The following is a 15,108-nucleotide window of genomic DNA, read 5'->3' on the forward strand; positions in this document are numbered from 1 at the left end:
GTTTATTTGAGAATAGTATAGACGCAATCAAATGTCGCTTGTGCATCAAGATTTTGTTTTGTATCCGAAGAATAGGTGTTCAATGCAGATGCAATCCAAGGCGTTATTGCCGCAATTCCGTCGGTGGTCTTGAAATTAATCCTAAACGTCAAGCGACCCAATGAAGTATCTGTCAATATGTCTCGTGTATTAAGCGTGTTTGCCGCAAAAGGTTTCATGGGTTCTTGGAAGCCTGCGGGATAACCGGAAGGCGAGTATGATGCCATTAACGAGCCATTATTCCTGTACACCCGTATTTTGGTGATGGAGATGGAATGGGTCGGATCAAAATTGCGGAATACAACGGACGAATCTTGACTTGCACCAAAATATCCATAGCATTCGGCCTCTCCTGAAACCGCTTTGATCGCTTTATCTGTAGCAAACGCTTCAGACGCTGCAAACAAAGACGCAACACATAAAACAGGTATTAACAATTTTTTGAACATAAAAATCCTTAAAATAAGTAATTGATAACAGTATTGCTCATCCTATCAACAGGTTAGTCGATAGGCTTAAGATGATTCCCGTAAGCCCGGCTTTAAACAAGGGCAAACAAAAATCATCAGTTGATTCTGGTGTTAAAAATGGCAAAAAACCACCAAGCCAAACTAGGCATTTCCACAGTATGAGTGTGCAACTATGAAAATTAACGAAAAAATTCGCTTTGTACGGCAATTGCGGGAACTGTCTCAAGAAGATATGGCTGAAAAACTGGGTTTGTCCCTCAATGGTTATGCCAACATCGAGCGTGGTGATACCGACGTACAAATGTCTAGGCTGGAACAAATTGCCCAGATTTTTGGAATGGATTTATTGGAACTGTTCAATTACGGGGAAAGGATAGTGAACTGTGCGTTTTCAATTGGTGACAACAATCCTGTCAGCAATGCTGGCAACCATTACACGGGCGATGCCAAAGAAACCCAATTTGAATTACAAAAACAGCAACTCATCATTGAGCAACAACTGAAAGAAATTGCTTATCTCAAAGAAATAATTACCTTAACCAAAGGTAAGCAAGAATGAGCCAGGTAGGGTACGCTGTGCGTACCTTCATCGGTTACAACGATGGTGATGCAAAAGGTACGCACAGCGTACCCTACTTGAGCGGGTCGGGGCTTAACGTTTCAATTTACTCATAGCAACCAAAAACATTACGAAACGGGTTACAAACCCGTTCCAGCCTTTACCTCATGGCCAAACAAGAAAAATTATTAGCATCGCTACGCAATAACCCCAAAGCCGTGCGTTTTGATGATGCTTGCAAGATAGCCGAATGGTTGGGTTTTACACTACGGGGCGGCAAAGGCTCGCATCGGACTTTTGGCAAAATGGACGAGCCGCTTTTATTGAATTTTCAAAATCGTGGTGGTTATATCCTGCCGTATCAGGCAAAACAATGACTCGATAGGGTGGAAAAATATGCAGACCTATCTGATTGAAACGTTTTGGAGCGAAGAAGACGAGGCGTATTTATGTATAGCCCCTGACTTGCCCGGATGTAGTGCGGCGGGCAACACGCCATTGGAAGCGATACAAGAAATGCAGGATGCTATTGTCTTGGCTGCAAGCCTGTGCCAGCATGGGGCGGGAGCGGCCATTGCCTTTAGCTAAACCTCGTAAAGTTGCTTAATACGCTGGTTCCCAATCTCCCGCTTGGGAATCCAAGGCTCAGAAGCTCTAGCTTCGAGAATTACAGGAAGCTAGAGCTTCCTGCCCTGCATTCCCAAGCTAGAGCTTGGGAACGAGCACCGAACCCAGCTTGAATAATTAAAATAAAAACCCAGGATCATGAACAAATTACTACCCGCCTTAGCCCTGCTCTGCTCACTTACAGCCCAAGCCGAACCCCGTGCCACGGGCGATTTAGGCTTGGTCATTGAACGCGAAGACAGCGCGGCCTTGATAATCAACACGACAACACATACGCAGCTCGCCGAAATCAAAGGCTTGGGTGATTTGTCGCACGCCTCTGTCGTTTTTTCGCGTGACCAACGCTATGCCTACGTTTTTGGGCGTGATGGCGGCTTGAGCAAAATCGACTTGCTGCAAGACCAACTCGTGGGGCGCATCGTGCAAGCGGGTAACAGCATCGGCGGAGCGATTTCCCAGGACGGCAAGCTCATCGCCGTATCGAATTACGAACCCGGCGGCGTGAAAGTGTTTGCCTCTGATACATTGGAATTGGTCGCCGACATTCCCGCCGACTACGCGCCCGGCAAACGGGCCAAAGTGGTCGGTTTGGTCGATGCGCCGGAGCAAAAGTTTGTGTTCAGCCTGTTCGATGCCGGAGAAATTTGGACACTGGACATGCGCGATACCAAGCATCCCGCCATCGAAAAATTCAAGAACATCGGCAAAGAGCCGTATGACGCGCTGATGTCACCGGAAGGTCGTTTTTATATCGCCGGATTGTTTGGTGAAAGTGGCTTGGCCTTGTTGGATTTGTGGGATACCGCCGCTGGCGTGAAGCGCATCTTGCCGACTTACGGCAAAGATGACGACAAACTGCCCGTGTACAAAATGCCGCACTTGGAAAGCTGGGCGATGGCGGGGGATTTGTTGTTCGCGCCCGCCATTGGCAAGCATGAGGTGTTGGTCATCAACAAACGCGATTGGACGCTGTTAAAAGCCATTCCCGTAGCCGGGCAACCCGTGTTTGTCATGGCGCGGCCTGATGCCCGGCAAGTGTGGGTGAATTTTGCTATGCCCGACAATAACCAGTTGCAAGTCATTGATGTGAAAGACTTAGCGGTCACGAACACGCTCACGCCCGGTAAAGCCGTGTTGCACATGGAATTTACCCCGCGCGGCGAACAGGTTTGGGTGGCCTTGCGCGATGACAACCAAGTGGTGGTCTATGACACCGCAACACTGCAAGAAGCCGCACGATTGCCCGCCCAACATCCAAACGGGATTTTTTTCAGCTCACGGGCGCACAAAATCGGATTTTAACCATGCTGACGGATTTGCATAAACAGTTGTTAAACGATTTCCAACGTGATTTCCCGTTGTCGCCCACGCCTTACCGTGATATTGCCGACACGCTGGGCGCAACGGAAACCGACGTGCTGGCGGCGTTGGCGGAATTGACCGGGCAACAATTCATCAGCCGCATTGGCGCGGTGATCCCGCCCAACCAAATCGGCGCGAGCATGTTGGTGGCAATGGCTGTGCCGGAAGCCGAACTGCAAACCGTCGCCGACCAAATCAGTGCCTTTCCAGAGGTGAACCACAATTATGAACGTGAACATCGTTTTAATTTGTGGTTTGTCGCCGTCGCCGCCTCCGCCCAGCAATTGCAGGCCGTTATCGGACGTATTGAGCAACAAACGGGCTATGCCGCATTGCAACTGCCGTTGGTGGATGATTTTTTCATTGATTTAGGCTTTAAACTGGATTGGCAACATGCTTGAAGCACGCGATTTGGCGGTATTGGCGCAAGTGTCGGCGGGCTTGCCTTTATGTCCGCGTCCCTACGCACAAATCGGTATGGAATTGGGCATGGACGAGGCGGAAATCATCAACCGTGTGGCGGCATTGAAAGCCCAAGGCTTGATTAAGCGGCTAGGCGTCATCGTCAAACACCGCCCGCTAGGCTACCGCGCCAATGCGATGGTGGTCTGGGATGTGCCTGATGAATTGATTAAGGAATTGGGCGCGACCATCAGCCGTTTCAGTTTTGTGAATCTGTGTTACCAACGCCCCAGACAACCGGAATGGCCTTATAACCTGTACTGCATGATTCACGGCAAAGACCGCACTACGGTGCTGGCGCAATTGGAGCAGCTTAACGATGTGTGCAGCTTGGCGCGTTACGGGCGGCAGATTTTGTTTAGCCGCCGCTGTTTTAAGCAGCGCGGGGCGGTGTATCAAGCCCAGCAACTCACGGTGGCGGCGCATGGATGACATTGACCGCAATATTGTCAATACCTTACAAGTCGGCTTCCCGATTTGTGATGCGCCTTACCGCCAAGTAGCCGAATCTTTAGGTATCAGCGAAAGCGAGTTATTGGCGCGTCTGCAAGCCTTATTGGCAAATGGCACGTTGACCCGTTTCGGGCCGCTGTACAACGCGGAACAAATGGGTGGCGCGTTGACCTTAGCCGCCGTCAAAATCCCCGCCGAACGCTTTGAAGAAGTCACCGAAATCATCAACGCTTTCCCCGAAGTCGCCCACAACTATGCCCGCAGCCATGAATTGAACATGTGGTTTGTGCTGGCGACGGAAACGCCGGAGCAACAACAGCAAACCATCGACGCGATTGCACGGCAAACTGGCTTGATCGTGTACAACATGCCTAAGCTAAAAGAATATTTTGTCAACTTGAGATTGGAAGCCTGACATGGACGACACCGACCGCCGCATCATGCACGCCACCCAAGCTGGCTTGCCGCTCACGCCCGAACCCTATCAAACCCTAGCCGAACAATTAGGCTTAAGCAAAGAGGAAGTGATGCAGCGCATGGCGGCGATGCAAACCAGCGGCATTATCCGCCGCATCGGCGCCGTGCCTAACCATTACCAACTCGGCTACCGCTTTAACGGCATGACCGTCTGGGATGTGCCGGACGAACAGATTGACAAGCTAGGCCAACACGTCGGGCAATTGCCGTTTGTCAGCCATTGCTACCACCGCCCACGGCACAAACCCGATTGGCCTTACAACTTGTTTGCGATGGTGCATGGGAAAACGCAAGCAGAGGCGGATGGGCAAATCATGCAGATTGCGGAGGTGTTGGGTGAGTATTGTCGCGGCAGGGATGTGTTGTATAGCACGAAGATATTGAAGAAGACGGGGTTTCGTAGCAGCGGCGCATAAGAATGCACCGACATTGACCTACCAAGGATTAATCCTTACTATTACGCCTTACCCAGATAAAAAAGTAAGGAATTGTCATGCAGCAAACGACGCTCACCAGCAAAGGCCAAATCACCATCCCGAAAAAAGTCAGGGATGCCTTAGGCTTGCATTTCGGCGACAAAATTGAATTTGTCATGACCGACAAAAACGAAGTGTTGCTACGCCCGATCACAAAAAAAGTGGATGATGTTTTTGGCTTGCTCTTTCAGGCAAACAGAAAACCCGTGTCGGTCGGACAAATGGACGCGGCAATCCGGCAAAAAATGCAGGACGATTGCAAATGATGGCGTTGGACATCAACGTTTTAATCCGTTTTCTGCTCAAAGATGATGAGCAACAAGCCCAACGGGTTTACCAGCTTTTTAAACAAACCGAAGCAAAACAAGACGTTTTGTTTGTGCCTTTGTTGGTTGTGCTGGAAACTATTTGGGTGTTGCAATCGGCTTATGGCATAGCCGATGCCGCCATCTTAGCCGCGTTGGGGGAATTGTTGCTGATGCCTGTGCTAAGGTTTGAAAAGCCTTCGGTCATCCAAGGCCTTATCGCTTCAGGCCGGGACAGCAACTTTGATCTGGCTGATTTGTTAATCTCTTATTCGGCAATATCTGCGGATTGTAATGGAATTTACACGTTTGATAAAAAGGCGGCGAAATTTAAGCATTTTGAGCGATTTGGGCTTTAGGGAGCCGCCTTAATTTCTGGCTTATAGTGTTCCAGCGTCAGGCCGTTCACCATAACAAAATGTTTGATGTTGCTGGTACACAGCACCTCGTCTTTTGCCAATGCCGTAGCGGCAATCAAAGCATCGCCCATTTCCATGCTATGGCTGAGGGCGTATTGTTTGACCAGTTGGCGGGCTTGGTAGGAAATGTCCGCGTCGATTTCGTGGATGGTGACAGACAAGGCTTTGAGCATGTTTTCAAAAATGGCCAGATCCTGTTTGTTGCGGCAAAACGGCACATATTCCATATAGGTTACGGCAGAAATGGCACGTTGCGGCGTGCCCATGAGCAAATCTCTGGCGGACGCTACGCCCCGGTCTGCATAAATGAAAATATTGGTGTCAAAGATCACGCAACCCCCGGCGATTAGAACGGATGCCCCGCAATTCATCTTCAACAGTGTCAATGGGAGCATCACGGTGCATCCCAAAAAAATCCGCCATTGCCGCTGCTTGGGCTTTAGTGTCAATGCTGGCCGGTGTTGCAGGATGGACAACGCCTAAAATGCGCCCATGATAGGTTATTTCAACTTTCTCACCGCGCTTGAGCGCCTCCACCAGAGCCTTGTGTTTGGATTGTAATTGCGATGTCGTCAATTGCATGGCTAAAAAATAGTTATTTTAAAACAGTTATATTTTAGCCAATACCTTGTTGTTCCGCCAGCTTATAAAACCATAACAAAATTATCATCATGTTCCGACTCAGCCAATACATGCGCGAACTGCTTGCGCCCACGCCCTTAAAACCCACGCGCAAACCTGCCGCGCCTGTGGTGATTTGGAACTTGATCCGTCGCTGCAACTTGACTTGCAAACATTGCTACACCACGTCCGCCGATGTGGATTTTCCGGGCGAATTGACCACGCCGGAAATTTACACGGTCATGGACGACCTGAAAGCCTTTAAAGTCCCGGTGCTGATTTTGTCCGGCGGCGAACCGTTGCTGCATCCTGATATTTTTGACATTTCCCGCAGCGCCAAGGACATGGGCTTTTATGTGGCCTTATCGAGCAACGGCACCAAAATTTCCCAAGACAATATCCAGCAAATTGCCGAGATTAATTACCAATATATCGGTGTCAGTTTGGATGGCATTAAAGATACGCATGACCAATTCCGGCGGGTCAAAGGCTCGTTTGACGAAGCCATGCGCGGCATCCATTTGTGTTTGGATAAAGGCATTAAAGTCGGTATCCGCTTTACGCTCACCGAAGACAATTACCACGATTTTCCGGCCTTGTTAGCGTTGATGGACGACCATGACATCGACAAATTTTACCTGTCGCATTTGAATTACGGCGGACGCGGCAACCGCAACCGCAAAGACGACGCGCATTTTGACCGCACCCGCACGGCGATGGACTTGATGTTCGAGACTTGTTACGACTGGCTAAGTGCAGGCAAGGATAGGGAATTTGTCACGGGCAATAACGATGCCGATGCCGTGTATTTTTTGCATTGGGTGCGCCGCCGTTTTCCTGAACAAGCCGCGCATATCCAAGCTAAACTCGCGCAATGGGGCGGCAATTCGTCGGGCGTGAATGTCGCCAATATCGACAACCTCGGCAATGTCCATCCAGATACGTTTTGGTGGCACTATAACTTAGGCAATGTTAAACAACGCCCGTTTTCTGAGATTTGGCAGGATGTGTCTGATCCGGTGATGGCGGGATTAAAACAAAGCCCTAGGCCGCTGGAAGGCCGTTGTGCAAGTTGCCATTATCAAGCGATTTGCAACGGCAACACGCGGGTTCGGGCGATGCAGATGACAGGCAATGTCTGGGCGGAAGATCCGGGCTGTTATTTGACCGATACGGAAATCAGCTCCGCCATTGTTTGAAATACCTGAGAATTACGCCAATAATCACCAAAGGGACAACCAAGGCTGTTGGTTCCCATAAGCCCATCGTCAACAAGACAATCTGGTTGCCCAGCAAAACCACCATATAGACAAACGCCGCCCAGCGGCGCAAAAACCATAAACCGATGATACATGCCAGGCTGATTAACGCCGCCGTGCCAAAATACAATAGATAAAACGTCCCTAATTGTTTGATTACAGGTGACAGCAAGACATTGAGCATTTGGATGGCGTTAATCAAACCGATAATACAAATGGCGGTGACGGCAATCGGTTTGGCGGGGTTGAAACGGGATTCGGTCATGGTTATCTCCTTCGTGGTTTTATGCTGGATCTTTCCTGAAAATGCGTTTTGAGGCAAGCGATATGAACACGCTAAAACAATCTTTCACCATTCCTTAACACAGGCACTGGATAATGCAATCTCATTTTTTACCGATGAACACAACATCAAAAACAAAAAAGGTATCTCCATGAAAAAGTCTATATCTGTACCTGTTTGCGGACCACTTATTGCGTGGGCTGTGATGGGGTTAACAGCCTTGGTTACCACAACAGAGGCTAACGCCGCCGTTCCAAAATATGCAGTCAACCATATTGACCATGTTCTTGTAATAGATTTGGAAAATGAGGATTACAACACAACCTTTGGCCCCAATTCCCCTGCTGTTTACCTGAATTCAAACTTGCTCAAGCAAGGGCAGTTAATCGTCAATTATTTTGCCACTAGCCATGTCAGCTTGGGGAACTATCTATCCCAAGTTTCTGGCCAAGCCCCCACCCCTGCTATCAATAATGACTGTTTGGATTTAGCTTCATTGGATCATCCGCCTCTAGTAGGCGGCTTTACCGATGTGTCGCCAGGCGAAGACGCTGACCAAGTTGCTTATCCGGGTCAAGTGGTTGGTGATGGCTGCGTGTTCCCAGCACCGACAGCACATTCTCATGGTGCCATCACTATCGGCGATCAGCTTGATGAACTGTACCCCGAGAAACCATTGAACTGGCGTTCTTATGCGGAAGACATGGGTGATGATCCCGCCCGTGATTACGGCACGCCGGATCTGCTAGGCGGCACCGCCTGCGCGCACCCGCCTATCGGGGGGGTTGACCATTCCAACAGTGCCGCCGCCAATGACCAATATGCGACCCGTCATAACCCGTTTGTCTATTTCCATTCCGTCATTGACGACCAGGCCCGTTGTGATAGCCATGTCGTCCCGTTAGGAAAATTGGAAGTCGGCACCAACGGTACTGAAGACAAATTCACCGGCCATCTTTACAACGACCTGAAACGCATCGGTAGTACGCCGAAATTTATGTTCGTTACACCAAACCTTTGCAATGACGGTCACGATGCGACTTGCGTCGCCCCCAATGTTGAAGGGACTAAAGACATCAACGGTAAAAACATTGGCGGCTTGGTTGCCGCTGATCTTTGGTTGAAACACTGGATGCCGATGATTTTTTCCTCACCTGCGTATCGCTCCGGCAAAATGCTGGTGGTGCTGACCTTCGACGAATCCGGTTTCACCGATTCCAGAGCCTGTCCGGCAGTCAATCAAGCGCAATGCAGATCACCCATCGGGCCGAATACTAACAATCCCGGATTCAGCCCGATTTTAGGCATGTTCCATTTGCAAACACCACCGACTAAACCTTATGTTTATGCGGGCGGTGGACAAGTCGGTGCCGTATTATTCAACAAACTCTTTATTACTCCAGGTAGCGTAAACACTATCGGTCACTACAACCACTACTCGGCACTGCGTAGTTATGAAGATCTGCTCGGAATCACGCAGGGTGGTGATGACGGCTTGGGTCATTTGGGTTACGCGGCGGTTCATAGCCGGAAACCCTTTGGTAAAGATGTGTTCGTGCGTCAGGGTAATTAATTTGCCAGAAGACAGATGAAACAAAAGGCGGGCAAGTAAACTTGCCCGCCTTTTTTATTGCTGGGTTGTTTCGCAAGAATGTCGGAATCAGATGCTAATCAGGTCAAGTTGGCGAAATATGGCCACATACAGAGTAATTGTTAAAGCATAAAAAAATATTTTATAAGCACTTGTCTGCACTTCACATAGGTGCGGATAGATAATTAACTGATTTTCGTGGATAATGCACTACTTTATTTAGATTTAACCGTGCAATGTGGCAATGAAACAAAAGATAGAGGAACTGCTCCGGCAAGCCGTCAACACCCTTAAAACCGAGGGTGTTTTAGAACAGGACATGGCGGCACAAATAGTCGTAGAACGCGCCCGTGATGCACAACACGGCGATTTCGCATCCAATTTGGCCATGATGCTGGCAAAACCCGCCAAAGCCAATCCCCGCCAACTTGCCGAAAAAATCATCGCCGCCTTACCCGAAGATGCCGCGATCACCAAAGTGGAACTGGCCGGCCCTGGCTTCATCAATTTTTTCGTCAATCCCGACACCCAATATCAAATCATTAGGCAAATCCACGAACAAGGAGCCAGTTTCGGCTTAAGCCAAGTGGGTGCAGGTAAAAAAGTCCAAGTCGAATTTGTTTCCGCCAACCCGACCGGCCCCTTGCATGTCGGGCACGGACGTGGTGCGGCTTACGGCTCGGTGCTGGCGGATTTGTTGGCGGCGGTGGGTTTTGAGGTGCACCGTGAATATTACGTCAACGATGCGGGCCGGCAAATGGACATCCTGGCGACCAGTATCTGGTTGCGTTATTTGGAAGAATGCGGCGAAGTGCTGCCGTTTCCAAGCAACGCCTATCGTGGCGATTATGTCCGCGATATCGCCCGCGATATTCACCAGAATGCCGGCAACGATTACCGCCGCCCTGCCGCTTTGGTGCAAGAAGACATCCCCGCCGACGAACCGCAAGGCGGCGATAAGGAAACGCATATCGACGCGTTGATCGCGCGGGCAAAAACTTTGCTGGGTACAAATTTATACCGTGATTTTTTCCAAATCGGCCTCAAAAATATTTTGGCGGACATTAAAGACGACTTGCAGGAATTTGGCGTTGACTATCAACAGTGGTTTTCCGAGCGGCGGTTGATGGATGATGGTTCGGTCGATAAAGCCTTGGCGCGGTTGCGTGAGGGTGGGCATTTATATGAAAAAGATGGCGCGGTTTGGTTTGCGTCCAGTGCCTTGGGTGATGAGAAAGATCGGGTGGTCATACGCGAAAATGGTCAATACACCTATTTTGCGTCCGATATTGCTTATCACCACCACAAACTGGAGCGCGGTTTTGACCAGGTTATCGACATCTGGGGAGCCGACCATCACGGTTATATCCCGCGTGTTAAAGCCGCCATCATGGCCTTGGGCGCGGATGCCGAAAAATTGAAAGTGTTGCTGGTGCAGTTTGCGACGCTGTACCGTGGCGAAGAAAAAGTGCAAATGTCCACCCGTTCCGGCGAATTCGTCACCTTACGGCAATTGCGCAATGAAGTCGGCAAAGACGCGGCGCGGTTTTTTTATGTCATGCGCCGCTGTGAACAGCACATGGATTTTGATTTGCAATTGGCGACATCAAGAAGCAATGAAAACCCCGTGTTTTATGTGCAGTACGCATTCGCGCGCGTGTGCAGCGTGTTGCGGCAATTGGATGAAAAGGGCTGGGAGCGTGATATTGAGTTGGGCATGGATAACTTGCCCTGCTTGGTGGAAAGCCATGAAACCGCCTTGCTTGCCACGTTGGCACGCTATCCCGAAATGTTGGCGAAGGCGGCGTTGCAGTATGAGCCGCATCAGATCGTGATGTATGTGCGCGAATTGGCGACCGATTTCCACACTTATTACAATGCCCATCCTTTTTTGGTTGACGATGCGGTTTTGCGCAACGCCCGTCTGAATCTGGTTTGTGCCGTCAAGCAAGTGCTGGCAAACGGCTTGCGCCTTTTGAATATCACCACTCCCGAAGTCATGTGATGTATGGCTAGAGATTATAAACACCGGGTTTCCAACAAAAAGAAAAGTGCGCCTAAGCATGTTGTCGGCACTTGGCAATGGCTGCTGATTGCCGCCTTGGTGCTGGGTTTTGTGGTGTTTTTGGTTTATTTGCGGATCACCGCCCCTGAAGAAAAAGCCGTGTCCGCTCCTGCAGAAGCCACCACAAAAAACGATAAAGTTTCAGCTCCGACAAATGCCAAAAAAGCGGATGCGGATAAAAAAACCGATCCAGGCAAACCCAAACTTCCGCATTTTGAGTTTTATAGCGTTTTGCCGGACAAAGAAAAAATCATCCCCGATTATGAAATCAAGACCCGTGAACGTGAGGAGCGGATAGGTAAAGCCAAAGAAGCCAAGTACATCATGCAGGTCGGTTCTTTTAAAACCTTTAAGGAAGCCGACCAATTACGGGCGAAACTGGCATTGATGGGAATCGCGTCAAAAGTGGATAAGGCAAAAATTGATGGCGTCCCTTTGCATCGCGTCAAGCTGGGGCCTTTTACGCAGATGAAAAGCGTCAACGACATACGGTTACGCTTGAAATCCATGGGGGCAAATGTGATTGTCACCGAAATTGCGGCGACCAAACCGGTTGTCGTGCAGCCTATCAAGCCACACCGTCAACGTGATTCTAAGCCTGGTCAGTAGTTTGCAAGAAAAGTCATGATGGGCAGTCTTTTGTGTATCAGCTTGTTCTTCCGGCATAATCCGTTATTTGGGTTGCACGGCAACAACTCTACGATCTTGGCTAAACAATTATGGCATCTGTTCTAATCATTGGCTGTGGGGCTATTGGTACCGGCTTGGCAATGGCTTTAGGCGCACAAGGCCATGTTGTCACAGGTTTGAAACGCCAACCTCCAGAAACACCATCCCTCATCCAGTACATCAAGGCCGATATTACTTCGACCGAGTCCATCAATGCCTTGGATTTGGCGGTTGATGTGGTGTTTTTTATCGTCTCCGCCGATGGGCGTACTGAGTCCAGCTACCGAAGCGTCTATGTGGATGGCCTTCAAAATGCGTTGGCAAAATTTCCTAAGCAAGCTTGGTTTTTTGTGTCGTCCACCCGCGTTTATGGGCAATCACAAGGGGAGTGGGTTGATGAGGATTCGGCAACTGAACCGGAGGCCATCACTAGCCAATTGATCTGTCAGGCCGAACAACGGGTGGTTGCCACCAATCCTAACCATGTCGTCGTGCGTTTTTCAGGCATTTACGGGCCAGGCCGGGACTATTTGTTGCGGACGGCAAGGCAAAGCCCGGCTATCCAGCAAACCCCCCCTTATTTTACCAACCGTATCCATCAGCAGGATTGTATTGGGGTTTTGGTGTTTCTATTGCAAAAACGCTTGGCGGGTGCGCCGTTGGCCGCGTGTTATTTAGCCAGTGATGATGATCCCGCCCCGTTATGGGAGGTGGTTTCATGGCTGGCGGCCCAGATGGCTTGCGGGCCACCCGTTGCAAAAACCATTGATGGCCTGGCGGATGGCAATAAACGTTGCCGCAACCAACGCTTGAAAGCCTTAGGTTATCAATTCCGGTATCCTAGTTATCGGGCGGGTTATGCCGGGTTGGTCAAATGAGCAAAAAAACCAAGACCGCTTTTGTCTGTGAACAATGCGGCGCCGATTTTCCGCGCTGGGGTGGGCAATGTACGAGTTGCGGCGAATGGAATACGATTAAGGAAGTGCGCCTAGGCAATGCCGCGTCTGACCGTCATGACCGTGCGGCGGGATATGCGGGCAGTATTTCGGAAGTGAAGCGATTGTCCGATGTTAATCTGTCGCAAGCCGAACGTGTCCTGACCGATATTTCCGAGTTTGACCGTGTCCTGGGCGGCGGTATGGTCGTGGGTAGCGTGGTGTTGATTGGCGGCGCACCCGGGGCGGGTAAAAGCACCTTGCTGTTGCAAGCCATCGCCAATATGGCAGACCGCGATGTGGGCGTGCTGTATGTGTCAGGCGAAGAATCCTTGCAACAAATCGCCGAACGGGCGCACCGTCTCAAGCTTCCTGCCAGCAAGATCCTGATGTTGGCGGAAACCTCGGTGCAGCGGATTTGCGATGTCATGGACGGCATCAAGCCACAGATTTTGGTGGTCGATTCTATCCAGGTCATGCACACCCAGGATGCCGATTCCGCGCCCGGTTCGGTGTCGCAAGTGCGTGAATCGGCTAGCTATTTGACGCAATATGCGAAAAAACACCAGGTCAGCATTTTCATGGTCGGACATGTGACTAAAGACCAATCGCTGGCGGGGCCTATGACTTTAAGCCATATCGTTGATACGCAAGTAATGCTGGGTTCCACCGACGATGCCCGTTACCGCGTGTTGCGGGCTGACAAGAACCGCTTTGGCAGCGTCGGCGAACTGGGTTTTTTTGCGATGGACAGCACGGGGCTAAAGGAAGTCAAAAATCCGTCGGCGATGTTTTTGAACCGCGCCGAAACTCCGGCATCCGGCAGCGTGGTCACTGTGCTGTGGGAAGGCACCCGCCCCTTGTTGGTGGAAATCCAAGCCTTGGTGGTGGATTGCCAATACGGCAACCCGCGCCGCTTGGCGGTGGGATTCGACCAAAATCGCTTGGCGATGTTGCTGGCGGTGTTGGCTAGGCATGGCAATATCATGACCGCGCAGGATGAGATTTATGCCAATGTCGTCGGCGGTATTAAAGTCAGTGAGACAGGTTCAGATTTGGCGATAGTCATGAGCGTGGTGTCCAGCCTGAAAAACAAGCTGATTCCGCATGATGCGCTGTTTTTTGGTGAAATCGGTTTGAGTGGGGAAATCAGGCCGGTGGCGAACGGTCATGCGCGGCTGAACGATGCCGCCAAACATGGCTTTAAAAAGGCGGTGGTGCCTAAGGCGAACGCGCCTAAGCATAAGTTGGCTGATTTGCGGGTCTATCCAGTGTCCACGCTATCTGAGGCACTGGATGTTTTGGATGATTTTGATTAACTTAGAAAAAACTGCAATGAAGTTTGGTTAATGACGATAATATCATTGTTTGATAATTTGATATTGCTGTCTTCCAAGTCCAACTCATTGATTTTTAAAGTACCTTTTTTTTCCAATGCGGATATGTAATAAGCATCTTTTCTTTTTGAGATGACGACAACACCGCTGCCAGCATTGCCAAGACGGGTCATGGATTTTTTGATTGGCAGAACTTTGCCGATATTGGCTCCATTCAAAACTTGCAGGTTGGCTGGCGGTAAGGACAACTCCTGATCCATGTCAAACATTACCGTGTTTGTTTTGCTGTAATCGAAGTTTTCGGTTTCTTGAGGGGGTTCTGGGTCAATGGATTCGGTGGTGTTGTAGACAATATCGTGCTTACCGATGGTTATGGTGTCGTTATTGTTCAGGTCGCATTCCTTGACTTTTTTGCCGTTGACAATTAACGGAAAATTTTCGTTTAATTGTTTAACGGTACAAATATGGTCGCGGGTGATAATTGCCGCATGAGCGGGGGCGACGGCGAGGCTGTCGATGGTTAAATCGTTAGTCTCTTCCCTACCAATATGGACAACGCCTTTTTCAAACAAGTACGAGTCGATTGCTTTGTATTTAAAAAAAACAGTGAGCTTTGCCATGTAACATTACATTTAGCTTTCAATTAGGTTTAATTATAGACCTTATATTTTTAGATACTCAAGAAAAACCACTATTTAT

Annotated in this window: 21 protein-coding genes; 16 read left to right on the plus strand and 5 right to left on the minus strand. The window is 49.7% G+C overall.

Annotated features, from left to right (window positions below; genetic code table 11):
- Positions 1-2 precede the first annotated feature (2 nt).
- Positions 3-488, minus strand: coding sequence for a hypothetical protein (locus PHH59_RS12830; protein ID WP_300016728.1), 486 nt, complete (start codon positions 486-488; stop codon positions 3-5).
- A gap of 193 nt (positions 489-681) precedes the next feature.
- Here PHH59_RS12830 and PHH59_RS12835 point away from each other — a divergent pair, with 193 nt between their 5' ends.
- From PHH59_RS12835 to PHH59_RS12880, 10 genes are all read left to right on the plus strand, one after another.
- Positions 682-1,068, plus strand: a complete 387-nt coding sequence (locus PHH59_RS12835) for a helix-turn-helix transcriptional regulator (RefSeq protein ID WP_300016731.1) — start codon at positions 682-684, stop codon at positions 1,066-1,068.
- 167 nt (positions 1,069-1,235) lie between these two features.
- Complete coding sequence (locus PHH59_RS12840) at positions 1,236-1,445, plus strand: type II toxin-antitoxin system HicA family toxin (protein ID WP_300016734.1); 210 nt, start codon at positions 1,236-1,238, stop codon at positions 1,443-1,445.
- A gap of 19 nt (positions 1,446-1,464) precedes the next feature.
- Complete coding sequence (locus tag PHH59_RS12845) at positions 1,465-1,656, plus strand: type II toxin-antitoxin system HicB family antitoxin (RefSeq protein WP_300016737.1); 192 nt, start codon at positions 1,465-1,467, stop codon at positions 1,654-1,656.
- 177 nt (positions 1,657-1,833) lie between these two features.
- Positions 1,834-2,997 (plus strand): cytochrome D1 domain-containing protein, encoded by a 1,164-nt coding sequence (locus tag PHH59_RS12850; protein WP_300016740.1) that lies wholly within the window; start codon positions 1,834-1,836, stop codon positions 2,995-2,997.
- A 2-nt stretch (positions 2,998-2,999) separates the two neighbouring features.
- The gene (locus PHH59_RS12855; protein ID WP_300016743.1) at positions 3,000-3,458 is read left to right on the plus strand and encodes an Lrp/AsnC family transcriptional regulator; all 459 of its coding nucleotides are present in this window, start codon (positions 3,000-3,002) and stop codon (positions 3,456-3,458) included.
- Positions 3,451-3,951, plus strand: coding sequence for an AsnC family protein (locus tag PHH59_RS12860; protein ID WP_300016746.1), 501 nt, complete (start codon positions 3,451-3,453; stop codon positions 3,949-3,951). Before PHH59_RS12855 ends, PHH59_RS12860 begins: the two co-directional genes overlap by 8 nt.
- On the plus strand, positions 3,944-4,387 hold the full coding sequence (locus PHH59_RS12865; protein WP_300016750.1) for an AsnC family transcriptional regulator: 444 nt from the start codon (positions 3,944-3,946) through the stop codon (positions 4,385-4,387). Before PHH59_RS12860 ends, PHH59_RS12865 begins: the two co-directional genes overlap by 8 nt.
- 1 nt (position 4,388) lies before the next feature.
- A complete protein-coding gene (locus PHH59_RS12870) occupies positions 4,389-4,865 on the plus strand; it encodes an AsnC family transcriptional regulator (RefSeq protein WP_300016753.1) in 477 nt (158 codons plus the stop codon).
- Between the two features lie 77 nt (positions 4,866-4,942).
- Positions 4,943-5,191 carry an AbrB/MazE/SpoVT family DNA-binding domain-containing protein gene (locus PHH59_RS12875; protein ID WP_300016756.1) on the plus strand — a complete coding sequence of 83 codons (249 nt, stop codon included), beginning with the start codon at positions 4,943-4,945 and terminating at the stop codon, positions 5,189-5,191.
- Complete coding sequence (locus tag PHH59_RS12880; protein ID WP_300016759.1) at positions 5,188-5,589, plus strand: PIN domain-containing protein; 402 nt, start codon at positions 5,188-5,190, stop codon at positions 5,587-5,589. Before PHH59_RS12875 ends, PHH59_RS12880 begins: the two co-directional genes overlap by 4 nt.
- Here the strand turns inward: PHH59_RS12880 and PHH59_RS12885 are convergent.
- Positions 5,586-5,981, minus strand: a complete 396-nt coding sequence (locus PHH59_RS12885; protein WP_300016762.1) for a type II toxin-antitoxin system VapC family toxin — start codon at positions 5,979-5,981, stop codon at positions 5,586-5,588. The genes PHH59_RS12880 and PHH59_RS12885 overlap by 4 nt on opposite strands.
- Positions 5,971-6,231, minus strand: coding sequence for a hypothetical protein (locus tag PHH59_RS12890; protein ID WP_300016765.1), 261 nt, complete (start codon positions 6,229-6,231; stop codon positions 5,971-5,973). The genes PHH59_RS12885 and PHH59_RS12890 overlap by 11 nt, the downstream gene beginning before the upstream one ends.
- An 89-nt stretch (positions 6,232-6,320) precedes the next feature.
- Between PHH59_RS12890 and nirJ the strand changes: the two genes are divergently transcribed.
- Entirely contained in the window at positions 6,321-7,469 is a 1,149-nt protein-coding gene (gene nirJ / locus PHH59_RS12895) for a heme d1 biosynthesis radical SAM protein NirJ (RefSeq protein WP_300016768.1), read from the plus strand.
- On the opposite strand, the gene PHH59_RS12900 is transcribed toward nirJ, so the two are convergent.
- A complete protein-coding gene (locus tag PHH59_RS12900) occupies positions 7,450-7,794 on the minus strand; it encodes a hypothetical protein (RefSeq protein ID WP_300016771.1) in 345 nt (114 codons plus the stop codon). The two genes, nirJ and PHH59_RS12900, sit on opposite strands and share 20 nt — an antisense overlap.
- Positions 7,795-8,032: 238 nt before the next feature.
- On the opposite strand from PHH59_RS12900, the gene PHH59_RS12905 reads away from it, so the two are divergent.
- The 5 genes from PHH59_RS12905 to radA all read left to right on the plus strand — a co-directional run bounded on the left by PHH59_RS12905 (position 8,033) and on the right by radA (position 14,391).
- Positions 8,033-9,385, plus strand: a complete 1,353-nt coding sequence (locus PHH59_RS12905) for a phosphoesterase (protein ID WP_300016774.1) — start codon at positions 8,033-8,035, stop codon at positions 9,383-9,385.
- Between the two features lie 262 nt (positions 9,386-9,647).
- Complete coding sequence (gene argS, locus PHH59_RS12910) at positions 9,648-11,408, plus strand: arginine--tRNA ligase (RefSeq protein WP_300016777.1); 1,761 nt, start codon at positions 9,648-9,650, stop codon at positions 11,406-11,408.
- A gap of 3 nt (positions 11,409-11,411) precedes the next feature.
- Entirely contained in the window at positions 11,412-12,077 is a 666-nt protein-coding gene (locus tag PHH59_RS12915) for an SPOR domain-containing protein (protein WP_300016780.1), read from the plus strand.
- Between the two features lie 110 nt (positions 12,078-12,187).
- Positions 12,188-13,015, plus strand: coding sequence for an NAD-dependent epimerase/dehydratase family protein (locus PHH59_RS12920; protein WP_300016783.1), 828 nt, complete (start codon positions 12,188-12,190; stop codon positions 13,013-13,015).
- Entirely contained in the window at positions 13,012-14,391 is a 1,380-nt protein-coding gene (gene radA, locus PHH59_RS12925; protein WP_300016786.1) for a DNA repair protein RadA, read from the plus strand. The genes PHH59_RS12920 and radA overlap by 4 nt, the downstream gene beginning before the upstream one ends.
- Here radA and PHH59_RS12930 read toward each other — a convergent pair.
- On the minus strand, positions 14,388-15,029 hold the full coding sequence (locus PHH59_RS12930; protein ID WP_300016789.1) for an FHA domain-containing protein: 642 nt from the start codon (positions 15,027-15,029) through the stop codon (positions 14,388-14,390). The two genes, radA and PHH59_RS12930, sit on opposite strands and share 4 nt — an antisense overlap.
- Positions 15,030-15,108: the final 79 nt, after the last annotated feature.

Source organism: Methylovulum sp. (assembly GCF_028687615.1).
Classification (GTDB): Bacteria; Pseudomonadota; Gammaproteobacteria; order Methylococcales; family Methylomonadaceae; genus Methylovulum.

Bases quoted from the DNA above. Each gene is read 5' to 3' on its own strand.
- PHH59_RS12830 (WP_300016728.1), bottom strand. From the start codon at position 488: ATGTTCAAAAAATTGTTAATACCTGTTTTATGTGTTGCGTCTTTGTTT.
- PHH59_RS12835 (WP_300016731.1), top strand. From the start codon at position 682: ATGAAAATTAACGAAAAAATTCGCTTTGTACGGCAATTGCGGGAACTG.
- PHH59_RS12840 (WP_300016734.1), top strand. From the start codon at position 1,236: ATGGCCAAACAAGAAAAATTATTAGCATCGCTACGCAATAACCCCAAA.
- PHH59_RS12845 (WP_300016737.1), top strand. From the start codon at position 1,465: ATGCAGACCTATCTGATTGAAACGTTTTGGAGCGAAGAAGACGAGGCG.
- PHH59_RS12850 (WP_300016740.1), top strand. From the start codon at position 1,834: ATGAACAAATTACTACCCGCCTTAGCCCTGCTCTGCTCACTTACAGCC.
- PHH59_RS12855 (WP_300016743.1), top strand. From the start codon at position 3,000: ATGCTGACGGATTTGCATAAACAGTTGTTAAACGATTTCCAACGTGAT.
- PHH59_RS12860 (WP_300016746.1), top strand. From the start codon at position 3,451: ATGCTTGAAGCACGCGATTTGGCGGTATTGGCGCAAGTGTCGGCGGGC.
- PHH59_RS12865 (WP_300016750.1), top strand. From the start codon at position 3,944: ATGGATGACATTGACCGCAATATTGTCAATACCTTACAAGTCGGCTTC.
- PHH59_RS12870 (WP_300016753.1), top strand. From the start codon at position 4,389: ATGGACGACACCGACCGCCGCATCATGCACGCCACCCAAGCTGGCTTG.
- PHH59_RS12875 (WP_300016756.1), top strand. From the start codon at position 4,943: ATGCAGCAAACGACGCTCACCAGCAAAGGCCAAATCACCATCCCGAAA.
- PHH59_RS12880 (WP_300016759.1), top strand. From the start codon at position 5,188: ATGATGGCGTTGGACATCAACGTTTTAATCCGTTTTCTGCTCAAAGAT.
- PHH59_RS12890 (WP_300016765.1), bottom strand. From the start codon at position 6,231: ATGCAATTGACGACATCGCAATTACAATCCAAACACAAGGCTCTGGTG.
- nirJ (WP_300016768.1), top strand. From the start codon at position 6,321: ATGTTCCGACTCAGCCAATACATGCGCGAACTGCTTGCGCCCACGCCC.
- PHH59_RS12900 (WP_300016771.1), bottom strand. From the start codon at position 7,794: ATGACCGAATCCCGTTTCAACCCCGCCAAACCGATTGCCGTCACCGCC.
- argS (WP_300016777.1), top strand. From the start codon at position 9,648: ATGAAACAAAAGATAGAGGAACTGCTCCGGCAAGCCGTCAACACCCTT.
- PHH59_RS12915 (WP_300016780.1), top strand. From the start codon at position 11,412: ATGGCTAGAGATTATAAACACCGGGTTTCCAACAAAAAGAAAAGTGCG.
- PHH59_RS12920 (WP_300016783.1), top strand. From the start codon at position 12,188: ATGGCATCTGTTCTAATCATTGGCTGTGGGGCTATTGGTACCGGCTTG.
- radA (WP_300016786.1), top strand. From the start codon at position 13,012: ATGAGCAAAAAAACCAAGACCGCTTTTGTCTGTGAACAATGCGGCGCC.
- PHH59_RS12930 (WP_300016789.1), bottom strand. From the start codon at position 15,029: ATGGCAAAGCTCACTGTTTTTTTTAAATACAAAGCAATCGACTCGTAC.